The 14,238-nt window shown below is 59.5% G+C and carries 12 protein-coding genes; 9 read left to right on the plus strand and 3 right to left on the minus strand.

From position 1 onward, the window contains the following. Positions 1-8 precede the first annotated feature (8 nt). The gene (locus tag ACIOTN_RS03040; protein WP_105661469.1) at positions 9-1,331 is read left to right on the plus strand and encodes a class I SAM-dependent RNA methyltransferase; all 1,323 of its coding nucleotides are present in this window, start codon (positions 9-11) and stop codon (positions 1,329-1,331) included. A 164-nt stretch (positions 1,332-1,495) separates the two neighbouring features. Then, positions 1,496-4,231 (plus strand): aconitate hydratase AcnA, encoded by a 2,736-nt coding sequence (gene acnA / locus ACIOTN_RS03045; protein WP_181148800.1) that lies wholly within the window; start codon positions 1,496-1,498, stop codon positions 4,229-4,231. Positions 4,232-4,327: 96 nt separating this feature from the next. Here the strand turns inward: acnA and ACIOTN_RS03050 are convergent, their stop codons facing one another. Further along, positions 4,328-4,942 (minus strand): class I SAM-dependent methyltransferase, encoded by a 615-nt coding sequence (locus tag ACIOTN_RS03050; protein WP_105656748.1) that lies wholly within the window; start codon positions 4,940-4,942, stop codon positions 4,328-4,330. A gap of 94 nt (positions 4,943-5,036) precedes the next feature. Between ACIOTN_RS03050 and ACIOTN_RS03055 the strand changes: the two genes are divergently transcribed. From ACIOTN_RS03055 to ACIOTN_RS03080, 6 genes are all read left to right on the plus strand, one after another. Further along, a complete protein-coding gene (locus tag ACIOTN_RS03055) occupies positions 5,037-5,891 on the plus strand; it encodes a phosphotransferase (protein ID WP_105656747.1) in 855 nt (284 codons plus the stop codon). 168 nt (positions 5,892-6,059) lie between these two features. Next, positions 6,060-8,027: a 1-deoxy-D-xylulose-5-phosphate synthase gene (gene dxs / locus ACIOTN_RS03060; RefSeq protein ID WP_105656856.1), complete on the plus strand. Its 1,968-nt coding sequence runs from the start codon at positions 6,060-6,062 to the stop codon at positions 8,025-8,027. A gap of 65 nt (positions 8,028-8,092) precedes the next feature. Then, positions 8,093-8,644 carry a DUF402 domain-containing protein gene (locus tag ACIOTN_RS03065; protein WP_286134572.1) on the plus strand — a complete coding sequence of 184 codons (552 nt, stop codon included), beginning with the start codon at positions 8,093-8,095 and terminating at the stop codon, positions 8,642-8,644. A gap of 28 nt (positions 8,645-8,672) precedes the next feature. Further along, entirely contained in the window at positions 8,673-9,242 is a 570-nt protein-coding gene (locus ACIOTN_RS03070; protein ID WP_105656745.1) for a hypothetical protein, read from the plus strand. An 81-nt stretch (positions 9,243-9,323) separates the two neighbouring features. After that, on the plus strand, positions 9,324-9,740 hold the full coding sequence (locus tag ACIOTN_RS03075) for a GNAT family N-acetyltransferase (protein WP_402734772.1): 417 nt from the start codon (positions 9,324-9,326) through the stop codon (positions 9,738-9,740). Between the two features lie 21 nt (positions 9,741-9,761). Then, positions 9,762-10,097: a hypothetical protein gene (locus tag ACIOTN_RS03080; protein WP_105656743.1), complete on the plus strand. Its 336-nt coding sequence runs from the start codon at positions 9,762-9,764 to the stop codon at positions 10,095-10,097. Between the two features lie 145 nt (positions 10,098-10,242). Here the strand turns inward: ACIOTN_RS03080 and argG are convergent, their stop codons facing one another. After that, positions 10,243-11,670, minus strand: a complete 1,428-nt coding sequence (gene argG, locus ACIOTN_RS03085; RefSeq protein WP_105661468.1) for an argininosuccinate synthase — start codon at positions 11,668-11,670, stop codon at positions 10,243-10,245. Between the two features lie 135 nt (positions 11,671-11,805). On the opposite strand from argG, the gene ACIOTN_RS03090 reads away from it, so the two are divergent. Beyond that, positions 11,806-12,780 carry an aldo/keto reductase gene (locus tag ACIOTN_RS03090; RefSeq protein WP_105656741.1) on the plus strand — a complete coding sequence of 325 codons (975 nt, stop codon included), beginning with the start codon at positions 11,806-11,808 and terminating at the stop codon, positions 12,778-12,780. A gap of 74 nt (positions 12,781-12,854) precedes the next feature. Here the strand turns inward: ACIOTN_RS03090 and ACIOTN_RS03095 are convergent, their stop codons facing one another. After that, positions 12,855-13,328, minus strand: a complete 474-nt coding sequence (locus ACIOTN_RS03095) for a Rieske (2Fe-2S) protein (RefSeq protein ID WP_133834257.1) — start codon at positions 13,326-13,328, stop codon at positions 12,855-12,857. Positions 13,329-14,238: the final 910 nt, after the last annotated feature.

Below are 14,238 nucleotides of genomic sequence, written 5' to 3' on the forward strand. Positions count from 1 at the left end.
CAAGATCGATGACTGAAACACCAATGCTCACCGTCCGCCTGGGCAAGATTGCCCATGGCGGCCACACCGTCGCCCGCCATGAGGGCCGCGTGATCTTCGTGCGCCACGGCATTCCCGGAGAGTTGGTGAATGTGCGCCTGACGGACAGTGCGCCGGAGGCCAAATTCTGGCGTGCCGACGTCGCCGAGGTGCTCGAAGCCAGCGAGCACCGCGTGCCCCACTTCTGGGATGCCGCTGATGCCCTGAAGCATCGTGACCCGGTGGGTGGCGCAGAGTTCGGCCACATCACCCTTGAGCACCAGCGTGAGCTCAAGTCGCAGGTTGCTGCCGAGCAGATGACCCGTCTAGGCGGCCTGAAGGCGGAGGACTACAACTTCCCTGCGGTGCAAGCGGTCAAGGGCGCGGCCGACGGCCTGGGCTGGCGTACCCGGATGTCCTATTCGGTGGACGCACAGGGCAAGCTCGCGATGAGCGCATTCCGCAGTAACCAGTTGACCGGCATCGCGCAGATGCCATTGGCCCATCCGGCTATCGAGGCCACCGGCTTGTACTCTGTGGACTACAGCGGAATCGAGCGTGTCGAGGCTGCGGTATCCAGCCAGGATGACCAGACCGTGCTGATCCTGCTGGCTGAAGCAAGTACCGGCGCCGCGGCAAAGGTGGCAAAGCAGTTCCCGGAGGGTGTCAATGTCGCCGCTTTCAGCCAGCGGGGCGGCGCGGCGGCTGACGGCAAAGGCAGCTTGCAGACCTTGGCTGGTTCGGCGTTCCTGACCGAAAAGGTACTGGGGGAGAAGTTCCGGATTACCGGTGAAGGCTTCTGGCAGGTGCATCGAGAGGCGGCCAGCCTGCTTTCCCAGCGCGTAGTTGAACTGACCGAGCCAGCCGCTGGCGAGCAAATCGCCGACCTCTATGCGGGTGCTGGCTTGTTCTCCGTCCCGTTGGCTAAGGCAGTTGGCTCCCAGGGCCGGGTCTTCTCAATTGAAGGCGCTCCGGGCACGCATGCCGATGCGAAGAAGAATCTGCGCTCCTATTCGCAGGCCACGGTGATCCGAGGCCGTGTTGAGCGAGTGTTACGGCAGGTCGCCGGGGATGCCTCCCTGGACGCCGTGGTACTTGACCCGCCCCGCACCGGGATCGATAAGCAGGTGGCTGCGGAGCTGGCTTCCATTGCTGCATCCCGGATTTGTTACGTGTCCTGCGACCCTGCGGCTTTCGCCCGTGATACCGCGCGTTTGATGGGCCGCGGCTACGAATTAGAGCATATGGAGATTCACGATTTGTACCCGCATACCCACCATATGGAGTCCATCGGGCTCTTCGTGCGCCGTTAAACACCTGAAATTGTCCGATTAGACACGAATTCGGATGAAAATTTATTCCGAGGAGTCTTTTTATGAGCTTAGGCGATAGACTGTTTTTAGCTCTGCCACGCTAGGAGCCTGACTATCTCAGTTAGGAACTCCTAACTGGAATTACAGTGTGCGTGTGCAACAGAATGAGTGTCTGGCGAGAGGAGTCCCACGTGAGCAATGTGGACAGCTTCGGTGCCAAGGGCGTACTTGACGTCAATGGAACCGAATACGAAATTTACCGACTAAATACGGTTGAAGGCTCGGACAGCCTTCCTTACAGCCTTAAGGTTCTTCTTGAGAACCTGCTTCGCACCGAAGACGGCGCGAACGTAACCAACGAGCACATCAATGCACTGGGTCAGTGGGATGCTTCGGCTCAGCCGAACACCGAAATCCAGTTCACCCCTGCACGTGTGCTGATGCAGGACTTCACCGGCGTGCCTTGTGTCGTTGACTTGGCAACCATGCGCGAGGCCGTCAAGGACCTCGGCGGTGACCCAACCCGCGTTAACCCGCTGGCACCAGCCGAAATGGTCATCGACCACTCCGTGCAGATCGACACCTTCGGTTTCGAAGGCGCTGTCGAGCGCAACATGGAGATCGAGTACCAGCGCAACGGCGAGCGTTACCAGTTCCTGCGCTGGGGCCAGACTGCATTCGATGACTTCAAGGTCGTCCCACCGGGCACCGGTATCGTGCACCAGGTCAACATCGAGTACCTGGCACGCACCGTCATGACCCGCGAGGTCAACGGCGTACTGCGCGCTTACCCGGATAGCTGCGTAGGCACCGACTCCCACACCACCATGGTCAACGGCCTGGGCGTGCTGGGTTGGGGCGTTGGCGGCATCGAAGCCGAGGCAGCAATGCTCGGCCAGCCTGTCTCCATGCTGATCCCACGCGTTGTCGGCTTCAAGCTGGCTGGCTCGATCCCAGCTGGCGCCACCGCAACCGACGTGGTGCTGACCATCACCGAAATGCTGCGCAAGCACGGCGTTGTTGGCAAGTTCGTTGAGTTCTACGGCGAAGGCGTGGCAGCAGTGCCACTGGCCAACCGTGCAACCATCGGCAACATGTCCCCAGAATTCGGCTCCACTGCCGCGATGTTCCCGATCGACGATGTCACCCTCGACTACCTGCGCCTGACCGGCCGCAGCGACGAGAACGTGGCACTGGTCGAGGCTTACGCCAAGGAACAGGGCATGTGGCACGATCCAAGCCGCGAGATCCGTTTCTCGGAATACCTCGAGCTGGATCTGTCGACCGTGGTTCCATCGATCGCCGGCCCGAAGCGTCCACAGGACCGCATCGAGCTGTCTTCCTCGAAGGAACAGTTCCGCAAGGACCTGCACAACTACGTATCGAACGCCGAAGACACCCAGGGCGCTGGCCGCCCGTCGGTAGCCGTCGATGTCACCAAGGAAGATGGCACCCAGTTCACCCTGGACCACGGCCTGGTTTCGATCGCTTCGATCACCTCGTGCACGAACACCTCCAACCCTTCGGTCATGCTGGCCGCAGCCGTACTGGCTCGCAACGCAGCTGACAAGGGCCTGACCTCCAAGCCATGGGTCAAGACTTCGGTCGCGCCAGGCTCGAAGGTCGTTACCGAGTACTACGAGAAGTCCGGCCTGCTGCCATACCTGGAGAAGCTCGGCTTCTTCGTTGTTGGCTACGGTTGCGCAACGTGCATCGGCAACTCCGGTCCATTGGATGCCGAGATCTCCGAGGCCATCAACGCCAACGACCTCGCAGCTACCGCAGTTCTTTCGGGCAACCGCAACTTCGAAGGCCGCATCAACCCAGACGTGAAGATGAACTACCTGGCTTCCCCGCCACTGGTCATCGCCTACGCACTGGCTGGCACCATGGACTTCGACTTCGAGACCGACGCACTGGGCCAGGACGCCGAGGGCAACGATGTCTTCCTGAAGGACATCTGGCCATCGCCTGTCGAGGTCCAGGAGATCATTGACTCGTCGATCGACAAGGAAATGTTCGCCAAGGGCTACGACGGAGTCTTCGAAGGCGACGCTCGCTGGAAGGCACTGGACACCCCGGAGGGTTCGACCTTCGCATGGGACGAGAAGTCGACCTACGCACGCAAGGCACCGTACTTCGACGGCATGACCGCCGAGCCGCAGCCAGTCCAGGACATCAGCGGCGCACGCGTGCTGCTGAAGCTGGGCGACTCGGTGACCACCGACCACATCTCGCCTGCAGGTTCGTTCAAGTCGGAAACCCCGGCTGGCCGCTACCTGATCGAGAACGGCGTGGATCGCAAGGACTTCAACTCCTACGGCTCGCGCCGTGGCAACCACGAAGTCATGATCCGCGGTACCTTCGCCAACATCCGCATCAAGAACCAGCTGCTGGACGGCGTCGAGGGTGGCTTCACCCGCGACTTCACCCAGGCTGATGCTCCGCAGGCTTACGTCTACGACGCTGCAGAGAACTACAAGGCTGCCGGCACCCCGCTGGTCGTTCTTGGCGGCAAGGAATACGGCTCGGGCTCCTCGCGTGACTGGGCTGCCAAGGGCACCGCATTGCTGGGCGTCAAGGCCGTCATCACCGAATCATTCGAGCGTATCCACCGCTCGAACCTGATCGGCATGGGCGTTCTGCCGCTGCAGTTCCCAGAGGGCGAATCCGCTGATTCGCTGGGTCTGACCGGAACCGAGACCTTCGCTGTCTCCGGCGTGACCGAGCTGAACAACGGCACCACCCCGAAGACCCTGAAGGTTACCGCAACCGCACAAGACGGCAAGGTTACCGAGTTCGACGCAGTTCTGCGCATCGACACCCCAGGTGAAGCTGACTACTACCGCAACGGTGGCATCCTGCAGTACGTACTGCGCCAGATCGCCGCTGCCAACTAGCAGATCCACCTCGGCTCCGGTCGAAGCGAATCTCTAAGTAGTTCCGCATCGCGGGAAAACCTGAGACCCAAGGCAATTGCCTTGGGTCTCAGGTTTTTAACCAGCCTTTTGCGCACTCAGCTGACCATGGGTGCGGGCCGTGGACCGGGTGCGGGTGCCAACTTCCAGCACGCTGAAGCCTGACGTTTCCAACAACAGCTCCAATTCCCCGGGCGGCCAATACCAGGCCGGGGCGACCTGGTGGCCAAAGGCTTCTAGCTGATCCCCGGCAAAGAATCCGAGCAGCAGCTTGCCGCGTGGCTTGAGCACCCGGGCAAACTCGCCCAACAGCTGCGGAAGCTCGGCTGGAGGAGCATGGATTACCGAGTACCAGGCGAGCACCCCGGAAAAATGGTGGTCTTCGAACGGCAACTGTGCCAAGTCCGCACGCAGGAAATCGGGCTTCTGGAAGTTGCGCCGTGCGAAGTGCAGAAACTCCGGAACGAGGTCAACGCCTGTAGCCGGCCGATGGGCATCGGCGATGAACTGTGTCCAATGCCCAGGCCCGCAGCCAGCGTCCAGGACCGGCCCCTCCAGCTGCCCCGCCCACGCCGCAATCAGCTCCCGGTCTTCAAGCTCCGCCTGCTCGGGCGAAGCGAACAGATCGATATAGGCGCTGGCGAGACTCGAATAACTCGCTGAGACGTGATGAGGATCGAAGGAAGATGGCATACGCTCAGCTTAGCGCCGCCCGCAGGGAGCCTGGAGATCAATTGCTAGACTCGGGAATCACTTCCAGAAAACTGTTGGCGGAGAGGAACTTCCGATGACGTCACCTGCCCTTGAAGATCTGCTGAATGCGGGCCAAGTGCACCAAGTGCGTTCCTGGCTCGGAGAGGCAACAGTCGTTTCGGACATGTCTTGGGGGCTGACAGACATTAAAGTCCTCCATTTGGATGCAGCCGGAAAGCACTTCGTGCTCAAGACCGCGGGCGAAAGCAACCATCACATCATCCGGGAGCTGGAAGCACATCGCCGGTACACGCGTGTACTTGCCGAAGCCGGGCTGGCCGCGCGGCTGCGTTTTTCAAGCGATGTGCACCGCCTGGCAGTGCTGGACTACCAACCCGGAGAACTGTGCGTAGGGACAGAACATGAATACGCGCCGGATTCGCATCGACAGGCGGGACACGCGCTCAGGTTGCTGCACGATCAAGAACAGCGTGTTGCTCATGGCTACGAAGCCCGGCTGACGGCAAAATTCCTTCAGCTGCTTGAACGCAAGCACCGCATTGGTGCTTCACGGTGCCGGCAGATCAGGGACCTGTTCACCAGCTACGAGCCTAAATCCGTGGCCGTCGTCCCAACGCACGGAGACTGGCAGCCTCGTAATTGGCTCGTAGACCAAGGAAAACTGAAAGTCATTGATTTTGGACGTTTTGAATTCCGTCCAGCTTCCAGCGACTTCGCGCGACTCTCACTACAGCAGTGGGTGGGGCATCCGGAGCTGGAACAAGCCTTCCTTCAGGGCTACGGCTATGATCCGCGCGAAGAATTATCATGGAAAATGATGCAACTACGTGAAGGCCTGGGCACGGCCGTCTGGTCTTATGAAGTTGGAGATGAATCCTTCGAAGCGCAAGGGCTGCAAATGCTGGCCGATACGCTGGACCGCAACTAGGCTCGCACGCGAACGGGCACATGCGTTCGGGGTAGTGAACGTCATTGCTAGGAAATTAGCACCAGCACGGACGTTGACGGATAATGAAAGAAGCCTTGAACGCGGTAAACTAGGTATTTCGCATGGGCTTTCCAGCCTATTGTCGGCGAATTTGTGAAGGGGATGAACGTGTCTTTATTGAAGACCATCAAGAAACCAAGTGACCTGCGGGCGCTTACCCTCGAGCAGCTCGACGACTTGGCGGAGGAAATCCGCGGCTTCCTCATCGACAATGTTGCTCGTACTGGCGGCCATTTGGGTCCCAATCTCGGTGTTATCGAGCTGACCTTGGGCATCCATCGTGTCTTCGATTCCCCAACTGACTCCATCGTCTTCGATACGGGACACCAGTCGTATGTGCACAAGTTGGTTACCGGACGCCAGAATTTCGAGACCTTGCGCCAGCAAGGAGGCCTGTCGGGCTACCCTGACCGCGGTGAATCAGAACACGATGTGGTTGAGTCCTCCCATGCTTCCTCCTCGCTGTCGTGGGTTGATGGAATTTCCCGCGCCAACAAGCTGATGAATAACAATGACCGCTACGCCGTAGCCCTGGTGGGCGATGGCGCCTTGACCGGCGGCATGGCCTGGGAAGCAGTCAACAACATCGCTGCCGACAAGGACCGCAAAGCAGTCATCGTGGTCAACGACAACGGCCGCTCCTACGCCCCGACCATCGGCGGCCTGGCCAACCAGCTTTCGGGACTGCGCCAGCAGCTGGACAAGTTCCGTACCCACCCGGCCTACGAGAACGCCATGGACAAGCTCAAGGTCAAGCTCAAGGGATCCGGGCCAGTAGGCGATTTCACTTACAAGTCCCTTCACGCCACCAAGAAGGGCATCAAGGACTGGTGGGCACCGCAAGGCCTGTTCGAGGACTTGGGCCTGAAGTACATCGGCCCGATCGATGGCCACAACCAGCGCGCAGTAGAAGAAGCGCTGCAGCAGGCCAAGCAGTACGCGGGCCCAGTGCTCGTGCATGCCCTGACTGAGAAGGGCCACGGCTACGCTCCGGCCCGCGCCGATGAAGCTGACCAGTTCCACGCCGTTGGCGTTATCGACCCAATCACCGGTCTGCCGGTTTCCAAGTCCAGCGCGCAGAGCTGGACCAGCGTCTTCGGCGAAGAGATCGCGGCGGTGGCCAACGAGCGCGAGGACATTGTGGCGATCACCGGTGCCATGCTGCAGCCAGTGGGCCTGAAGAAAATGTCCCAGGAACACCCTGAACGCGTCATTGACGTGGGCATCGCCGAACAGCACGCCATGACTACTGCCGCCGGCCTTGCCTTTGGCGGACTGCACCCGGTGGTCTGCGTCTACGCGACCTTCCTCAACCGTGCCTTTGACCAATTGCTGATGGACGTGGCCCTGCATAAGGCAGGTGTCACCATCGTGCTGGACCGCGCTGGAGTCACCGGCCCGGACGGCGCCAGCCACCACGGCATGTGGGATATGGCGCTGACCCAGATCGTGCCTAACCTGCATCTGGCTGCGCCGCGCGATGCCGACCGCCTGCGGGAGGAACTGCGTGAAGCCCTTGACATCAATGATGCGCCAAGTGTCGTGCGATTCTCCAAGGGCTCGGTGGGTGAACCCATCGAAGCTGTGGACCGCCTGCCAGATGGCGTGGATGTTCTGGCACGCTTGGGGGACCGTTCCGCACCGGATGTTCTCATCGTTTCCGTGGGCGCCATGAGCGAGCTTTCGCTGGATGTCGCAGAACGACTGAACAGCCAGGGCGTATCGGTGACCGTGGTGGATCCTCGTTGGGTTCTACCAATGCCAACCTCGGTGATTTCACTGGCAGCCCGTCACCGCATTGTGGTCTGCATCGAAGATGGCGTCCGAGCCGGCGGTGTGGGTTCGCGCTTGCGCACCGAAATGCGTGCAGCGGGTGTCGATACGGCTCTGAACGAAGTAGGTTTGCCTACCGAATTCTTGGCGCACGGAACTCGTGCTGAGGTCTTGGACCGCGTTGGACTGACTGCACAGCAGGTAGCCCGCGATACCCTGGCGCAGGTTCTGGGAACCAAGGTTCCATTCGCCCGGCCCCTCCCTGGACAAGACCTGCCTACCGGTCAGATTCCGAAGCTGTGAGCTCACCGTCCGGCTGCCCGGTAGACCTGCCCCGTAGCCCAGAAACTATCGCCGAGGGTTCCTTGGTGGTAGCGCGCGCCTGGAAGTATGATTCCAGCCCGCACTGGGTGGTGCCCGGATTTTATCTCGGACAGGACAAATACGGACATTGGCTTCACCAGCCGGCCGGCGCACTGGTAGCCCGTCCGGGCACCGCACACTTGGCAGCGAGTAATGCGCTCTGCCTGATTCCACACTCGGGCCAGTGGATTGCCACCCTCTATGCGGATGCACTGGAAGATTTTGATGTCTACATCGACCTGTCCAGCAACATCGGATGGCGACGGATGAAGCGTGGCGCTTGGGAAGTCAACTCCATTGACATGGATTTGGACGTGATTCGTTCACGTAGCCAAGGCGTGTTCCTTGATGATGAAGATGAATTCGCCGAACATGAAATAGGCATGAACTATCCAGCTTCCCTAGTTCGTAGTATTGGAAGAGAAGCTGGACTGTTGCTCGGCACCGTGATCAACAACGATGCACCGTTCAATGCCGAACACCGCGCCACCTGGCAATCCAAGGCTGAGCGCCTAGCCGCACAGCTTGCCGAAGCCTCCAAAAATTTAGATAACTAAGCACACCGTAGACCCAAGGGGTAATCACATGGCGATCATTCGCACCTACCGGATGAACGAAAAGAACGAACTGGAATTCCGCGAAGCATGGTTCCAGCAGTTCGAGGACGATGAATTGGGTCAGTTCGTGATCAATCACGGCACCGTGGGACATATGTCCAAGACCAATGAAGTCCAGAACGTAAACACCGACCGCGCCGACGAATTGTTCGCTGGTTTCGCTGAAGCCTGTGCTGCCGAAGGCTATGCAGAGATCAAGGAAGAAGATCAGTCGTGGGTTATCGTGCAGTACGCGCTGAAATCCGCAAATGGCACCGAGCGCGACCAGTACCTGGACAAGAAGGCCAAGGAAGCGCTGACCGGCCACTTGGCATGGCGCGGACTTGGCACGGTGGAGTCCAGCGATTTCGGTAACCGAAAGCTGAACATCCGAGTCCTATCACCAGCTCCAAAGCTTGCAGTCGCTGCGATCAAGACGTGCATCCGCGAAGCCAAGCTGGACTTCACCAAGATGAGTATCGGTGTTGCGCCCTATGCGGAATTGAACAAGCTGAAGATGGCGCACCCGATGCCACCAAAGCCGATGTCCATCGACTGATCACGAATGATAAGCCCCATAGTTGCGACGCAGCCAATGCAGGCAGCGGACCACCCGGCCATCCGTCGGCTGTCGGAGAGTTTGGGGCGTCAGGCTGAACCTGGAAATTGGGGCGCTGGTGAATGCCAGGTAGTCGTCAAGAACCCGGCCGGAGAGCTGCTTGGCTGGGCTCGAGCCCATTGGTGGGAGCCTGCTGATCCGTTGGCGCCAGCTGGCTATTACCTTGCCGGGATCGAGGTTGCCTGCGGATACCGGCAACGGGGCGTGGCACGAAGCCTAACCGAGGCCAGGCTGTCATGGATTGCGCAGCGCGCTTCGACCGCATGGTGCGTGGTCAACGCGCAGAATACTGCGTCTTTGGCGCTTCATCGTGCCCTGGGATTCGAAGAAGTAGCCCGGGCTCCACGGTTCGGTACTGTGGTTTTTAACGGCGGCAGTGGCCTGCTGTTGTCCAAGGATGTGGTGTCTTCGCGCGGCCCCGCGAAAGCACAGGTTTAAACGAGCAGGAAACAAGGAGAAATGATTCCACAAGAAGACCGGGACGAGACCCCCGGTGCCCAGCGTAAAGTCCCGCGGATGGGAGCAACCCGCACGCCGTTGCACCTGGTTTTCCAGGCTTGCGTCGGTGTCATCATCGGCATTGGAGTGGTGTCCCTGCTTTCTGGCCTCGCCCCAGCGCAGGTTGCCTTGACCGGAGTTGTCATTGCCATATTGGTGTGGATCGTTGAACAGGGCTTCCGCCTGCCAGAACCGAATACCAAGCAGGGAGCACGTGTCCGCATGGTACTTCGACTGATTTCCTTGATTGGTTTCACCATCGCGGTGAGCCCGCTGCTGTCCTTGATCGAGGGCTGACAGCCTGCAACCCAGGCTAGTCCCGGACGTTCACACGTCTGGGACTATTTTTTTGCGCTGACCGGTTTCCGGGCAGAATAAAAGATCGGCCAGGTTCTCCCCGTGAAGGGAGAACCTGGCCGATCCTCTAGCTGTGCCTTGGCGTCTAGTCGGTGCCTGCGTCGAATGCAGCAGACTCGATAGCGCGGTCGGTCGCCAGGTCATCGCTATCAACCTGGGTTGCGTTCACGATGTCATCAGCTCCGCCAGCTTCCAGCGAGCCGACGAGTTCAGCGGTGGTGCCGCCGACCAGGCCCATGTTGGCGTACTGCTCCAGGCGGCCGCGGGAGTCCGCGATATCCAGGTTGCGCATGGTCAGCTGGCCGATGCGGTCCACTGGGCCGAAAGCGGCGTCGCCTACGCGCTCCATCGAAAGCTTGTCCGGGTGGTAGCTCAGGTTCTCGCCCTCGGTGTTCACGATCGTGTAGTCGTCGCCACGGCGCAAGCGGATGGTGACGGTACCGGTGATGGCCGAGCCGACCCAGCGCTGCAGCGATTCGCGCAGCATCAGGGCCTGCGGGTCCAGCCAGCGGCCTTCGTACATCAGACGGCCCAAGCGGCGGCCTTCGTTGTGGTAGCTGGCCACGGTGTCTTCGTTGTGGATCGCGTTCACGAGGCGTTCGTAGGCGATGTACAGCAGCGCCATTGCTGGTGCTTCGTAGATGCCACGGGACTTGGCCTCGATGATGCGGTTCTCGATCTGGTCGCTCATGCCCAGACCATGGCGTCCGCCGATGATATTAGCTTCGTTGACCAGAGCCACCGGATCGGTGAACTCCTTGCCATTGATGGCTACCGGGCGGCCAGCGACGAAGGAAACCGAGACATCTTCGGTCTTGATCTCTACGTTCTCGTCCCAGTACTTCACGCCCATGATCGGCTCAACAGACTCGATGGAGCTGTTCAGCAGTTCCAGGGTCTTCGCCTCGTGGGTTGCGCCCCAGATGTTGGCATCGGTTGAGTAGGCCTTTTCGGCCGAATCGCGGTAAGGGAAACCGTGCTCCTGCAGCCATTCGGACATTTCCTGGCGGCCACCAAGCTCTGCAACGAAGTTGGGGTCGAGCCATGGCTTGTAGATGCGCAGCTTAGGGTTGGCCATCAAGCCGTAGCGGTAGAAGCGCTCGATGTCGTTGCCCTTGTAGGTCGAACCGTCGCCCCAGACATCCACGCCATCTTCGCGCATTGCGCGGACCAGCAGGGTGCCGGTGACGGCGCGGCCCAGCGGGGTGGTGTTGAAGTAGGTCTTGCCGCCAGTGCGGATGTGGAAAGCGCCGCAGGCGAGTGCTGCGAAGCCTTCTTCAACCAGAGCAGGCTTGCAATCAACCAGGCGGGAGTTCTCTGCACCGTACTCCAGTGCACGGCCAGGTACAGCGTCGATATCTGGCTCGTCGTACTGGCCGAGGTCGCCAGTGTAGGTGTAAGGGATGGCGCCCTTGTCGCGCATCCAGGCTACTGCCACCGAGGTGTCGAGGCCACCGGAGAACGCGATACCTACGCGCTCGCCTACAGGGAGATTGGTAAGAACTTTAGACATGTTTCCATCCTAATGGATAAATATGCAATGCAGTGAATTGTGCTGTGAAATGTTGAGCACAACTACCTACCGGATAGCCTATGGGTATAACGTCGCTCAGTGAAGCGGATGAACAAACCAACAGATGAGGTGTCCATGGAATTCCGTCAGCTAGGCCGCAGCGGCCTGAGTGTTTCCGTCGTCGGGCTAGGCTGCAACAATCTTGGCCGCGCAGGTACTGCGACCGAATCCCAAGAAGGAACCGACGCGGTTATCCATGCGGCGCTTGATGCGGGTATTACGCTCTTCGATGTCGCGGATGTCTATGGAAAGGAACCAGGGCTTTCCGAAATCCGTCTGGGCAAAGCGCTAGGGCAAGCACGCAATGACATCGTGCTGGCCACCAAATTCGGCATGGATATGCAGGGCGCAAATGGTCCGGACTTCAATGCACGTGGTTCGCGCCGTTATATCGTCAAAGCCGTCGAAGCGTCGCTCAAGCGGCTCGGTACCGACTACATCGACCTGTATCAGTTCCATACCCCAGATGCGAACACTCCCATCGAAGAAACCTTGCGGGCTATGGATGAGCTAGTCACCAGCGGCAAGGTTCGCTACATCGGTCATTCCAACCGGGCCGGCTGGCAAATCGCCCAGGCGGAGTACGTGGCCCGTGAATTGGGAACCGAGCGATTCGTCTCGGCACAGAATCACTACAACCTGATTGACCGCCGTGCAGAACTGGAAGTGCTTCCAGCGGCTCGTGAATTCGATCTGGGCGTCTTGCCCTACTTCCCGCTGGCAAACGGCCTGCTGACCGGGAAATACTCCAAGGGGCATGCCCCAGAAGGCAGTCGCCTGACTCACGCTCGTCAGCATCTCGTGGAAACCAGCGATTTCGAGCAGTTGGATAAATTCGATGCGTTTGCCGCCGAACGGGATCTGACGCCGATCGAATTGGCGTTTTCGTGGCTGGCAGCGCAGTCGCCGGTGGCCTCAGTGATTGCCGGTGCCACCCGTCCCGAGCAGATTCGAGCCAACGCTGCAGCGGTGCGTTGGGTTCCGAGCGCTGCGGAACGGGTCCAGATGGATGAGCTCTTCCCGACCCCGCAGAAGGTTGCATTGTTCTAAACGAACCAATTAGAAAGCACGAAAGGCTGAACCCATCCGGGTTCAGCCTTTCGTGCTTTAAAAGAGCTGGGAAACTACTCTGCGGCGGTGATATAGGCGACGATGTCGTCACCTTCAATTGCCGCCGCGTAGCGTGGCAGAGCCGCGATAGCTGGACCTTCGTCCACGGTACCGTCAGCGGGTGCGAATCGTGAGCCATGGCAGGCGCAGTAGAAATCTTCCTTGCTGGACTTCGGGCTCACGGCACAACCCTGGTGGGTGCAGACGTTCGAGTAGGCCAAAACTGTCTTCTCATCCTTGCGGAAGAGCAAAACGCCTACTTCTTTTCCGGAAGGATCCTTGGCTGGAGCGAGTGCACGCGATCCGATGGCAAGGTCCTTGGCCTTCATGAGCGCCTGTCCTTCTCCGGTTGGTTCAGGGATCGGCAATGCCTCGGGGGTGTCGGCTTCAGAATGTCCATCACCGCAGGCGGTGAGCAGTGCGGCGGAACCAAGTGCTGCCGAGGCGCACATGAACGTACGACGGGCTGGTCGGGCGATGTCAGTCATGCACCCATTCTGGCAGAGATCTCTGTGCCGGCGCTAAGAGCAAAGCGTCCGCGTCAGGAGGATGCGGCATGCGGTGAGTTTGATCGGCGGGGGAGCGGTCTGCATGCGTTCGCCAGGCGGTATCGAATACTATGAATATTTATGCAGTGTTTTCGAAGTCCCGAGAGTATCCATAGCGCCGGGTGCTCCCTCGGCATGGCTCTGAATCCCGCACTTTGGAGAGGTTAGTAATCCAGGTGGGGCATTTCGGGTGGTGTAATTGGGGCATGCCCGCCCGTCTCCCAGTGGGGAATAGAACGGCCAGAACTAGATATTTTTTACCCCGGTTTTCCGCACTTATGTGCGCACCGTTACACGCATCTGCAAGGTAGTCCCGTGATTGATACAGGCGATGGGCTGATTCAACATCGTGCCCCCTGCCGGCCGATCGGTGATTGGGTTGCCCCGCTGCCTTGCGGCGGAAGATTCGAATATCTTTGCATTCATGCTAATATTTGTATGTAGTTAGTTGAAGCTACTAATTTCGGAGAGAGCTTTCGCTGTTTTCCCGTGCGGCATTTTATCGCCGACTGAGTTACTCCACGCAGTAATCGCGTGTTGAGTTCCGGGCAGCAGTCCTCCGATGGAAGGCAGGCGGCATTCGCCAACGCGAGTACCGCGCCTGAACTGACCCGAAGCGCCATTGCGCGCCAGTATGGCTAGCCGCAAGTGCGATGCAGGCAAACCATGGGTCCGGATTCACGTTGTGAAGCCAAAAGCGCCAGGTTCTGGAGCGAATCCACGAGCTGGTGCTCCCCGTGACTAGGGATGAACGATACGAATGAGAAACGAACGAAACTTGAGTGTTGGGAAGTGGTTCATGGGCCCAGGGGCTTGTGCGCGTCAGCTGAAATTTACCCCTTGCGATGAC

The organism is Glutamicibacter sp. NPDC087661 (assembly GCF_044743275.1).
Classification (GTDB): Bacteria; Actinomycetota; Actinomycetes; order Actinomycetales; family Micrococcaceae; genus Glutamicibacter.

What these genes read in the sequence shown, in the direction of transcription:
- ACIOTN_RS03090 (WP_105656741.1), top strand. Translation starts at nt 11,806, where the DNA reads ATGGAATTCCGTCAGCTAGGCCGCAGCGGCCTGAGTGTTTCCGTCGTC.
- ACIOTN_RS03095 (WP_133834257.1), bottom strand. Translation starts at nt 13,328, where the DNA reads ATGACTGACATCGCCCGACCAGCCCGTCGTACGTTCATGTGCGCCTCG.
- ACIOTN_RS03070 (WP_105656745.1), top strand. Translation starts at nt 8,673, where the DNA reads ATGGCGATCATTCGCACCTACCGGATGAACGAAAAGAACGAACTGGAA.
- ACIOTN_RS03055 (WP_105656747.1), top strand. Translation starts at nt 5,037, where the DNA reads ATGACGTCACCTGCCCTTGAAGATCTGCTGAATGCGGGCCAAGTGCAC.
- ACIOTN_RS03080 (WP_105656743.1), top strand. Translation starts at nt 9,762, where the DNA reads ATGATTCCACAAGAAGACCGGGACGAGACCCCCGGTGCCCAGCGTAAA.
- ACIOTN_RS03050 (WP_105656748.1), bottom strand. Translation starts at nt 4,942, where the DNA reads ATGCCATCTTCCTTCGATCCTCATCACGTCTCAGCGAGTTATTCGAGT.
- argG (WP_105661468.1), bottom strand. Translation starts at nt 11,670, where the DNA reads ATGTCTAAAGTTCTTACCAATCTCCCTGTAGGCGAGCGCGTAGGTATC.
- ACIOTN_RS03040 (WP_105661469.1), top strand. Translation starts at nt 9, where the DNA reads ATGACTGAAACACCAATGCTCACCGTCCGCCTGGGCAAGATTGCCCAT.
- acnA (WP_181148800.1), top strand. Translation starts at nt 1,496, where the DNA reads ATGAGTGTCTGGCGAGAGGAGTCCCACGTGAGCAATGTGGACAGCTTC.